The following is a 713-nucleotide window of genomic DNA, read 5'->3' as shown; positions in this document are numbered from 1 at the left end:
TATGAAAACCGAAGGAAATATTTATGATGTTTCCTTTCCAAAGTTGGGGCAGATGCCTCTTTCCCGCTCCACTTTTTTCGAAGATATTCCATATCGGTATGAAGTAATTTCACCTGAAACCACTTCCACTCACGCCCATCAAATAGCTTTAAATAAGCCGTATCTTCTCCCGGTTCTGCTTCCCTATACATGACATCCCGATAGAATACCGGCATCGCATGATTCTCACAGACCAGCTTCGGTTTCCCCCTCAGTTCTCCCTTTTCCCACAAACTAAGGCGTGATTGATAGGAGGACACTGCTCCAAGTGCGTGTTGAATCGCCGCTCTTCTCAGATAAGATGGCATCTTAGGAAAATGACGGTCAAACGGAAATCTGGCATGATTCTTTTTTGTCTCATGTACCAGATGTTCCGCCTCATTAAAGCGTTTTTGTAGATTTTTGATTTCTGAAAGTTCTTCCCATGTCTCTGCATACACCGGAATCAGATAGGAAACTGCTTTCCGGAAAATATCCAGTGTAACGCGGAGCGGTATATTCTTTTTTTTAATTTCTACTCCATAGCTGGATACAATCTGCATAAAGTTTCCTACTTTCTTTTTTCCTTCTCTTTTTGTCCCGCAATGTATGCCAATACCTGATCCCTGCTTCGGTCACTTACGGTGACTGCACAATAGGATGGATTCCACAAATGTCCTCCCCATAGCTCCTGT

General features: G+C 43.1%; 1 protein-coding gene and 1 pseudogene. Both read right to left on the bottom strand.

Annotated elements, in window-relative coordinates; translation table 11 throughout:
- Positions 1-581, bottom strand: a pseudogene (locus tag C7U56_RS15385) (IS200/IS605 family accessory protein TnpB-related protein); the annotation flags it as partial.
- A gap of 8 nt (positions 582-589) precedes the next feature.
- Positions 590-713: transposase (locus tag C7U56_RS15380; protein ID WP_181357275.1), on the bottom strand; the 124-nt coding region annotated here is incomplete at its 5' end.

Source organism: Clostridium fessum (assembly GCF_003024715.1).
Classification (GTDB): Bacteria; Bacillota; Clostridia; order Lachnospirales; family Lachnospiraceae; genus Otoolea; species Otoolea fessa.
Note: the sequence above shows the minus strand (reverse complement) of the source record. Positions and strands in the feature narration are given on the sequence as shown.